The 761-nt window shown below is 75.7% G+C and carries 1 protein-coding gene; it reads right to left on the bottom strand.

What is annotated here, in order from left to right; all coding sequences use genetic code 11:
* Nucleotides 1–169 precede the first annotated feature (169 nt).
* Nucleotides 170–703: a diaminobutyrate acetyltransferase gene (ectA, locus tag KDL28_RS40080; protein WP_252446712.1), complete on the bottom strand. Its 534-nt coding sequence runs from the start codon at nucleotides 701–703 to the stop codon at nucleotides 170–172.
* Nucleotides 704–761 lie beyond the last annotated feature (58 nt).

Here is a 761-nt window from a genome sequence, read left to right as displayed (position 1 = left end):
GGGTCGCGCAGGGCCGTGACGGCTGGGAGCCCGTCCGCCCTGCTGATGAGCGCACCCGGGCGACACGTGGCGTGGCGAACCCGTCGGCCACCGCTCCCTCGCCCCCCGGCTCGGCCACGGATCACGCGATGCTCCCGCTCCGGTTCCGCACGGGCGAGACGGCGGTGGATCAGCGGCGCAGCGGCCCGATCCGCACCAGGATCTCGGGCCGGTGCCCGTTCCCGAGCAGATCGGCGCCGAAGAGCAGGCTGCGTGACACCGCCGCACCACGCCGCGCGGCGAACCCCGCGAACAGGGCCTGCGACGGGGCGTTGTCCGGGGCGATGGAGGCCTCCACGTGATCGACGTCCGGGAGCCGGTCGACCAGGGCGTCCAGCATCGCCGCTCCCACGGCGCGACCGCGGGCCGCGCCGGCCACGGCGATCTGCCAGACGAACAGCGTCGCGGGCCGCTCGGGCCGGCGGAACCCGGTCACGAAGCCGACCACCCCACCGCGCAGCCACGCCACCGCGGACGTCTCGGCGAAGTCCCGCGCCCACAGCAGGTAGGCGTAGCGGGAGTTGAGGTCGAGAACACCGCTGTCCCGGGCGAGGCGCCAGCACGCGGCGCCATCGGAGACGGTGGGCATGCGCACCGTCACCCCGGCCGGGGTGACGACGGGGACGTCCGCGGGACGCGGGGCCGGGGCCACGATGTCGGTCACGCCGTCGACGCTACGGGCACCGCAGCGGCCTCCCCGGGATCGTCAGACAAGCGCAAGC

Origin of the sequence: Pseudonocardia humida, from assembly GCF_023898865.1 — a bacterium.
In the GTDB taxonomy this organism is placed as follows: domain Bacteria; phylum Actinomycetota; class Actinomycetes; order Mycobacteriales; family Pseudonocardiaceae; genus Pseudonocardia; species Pseudonocardia humida.
This window is presented reverse-complemented; position numbering and strand designations above follow the sequence as displayed.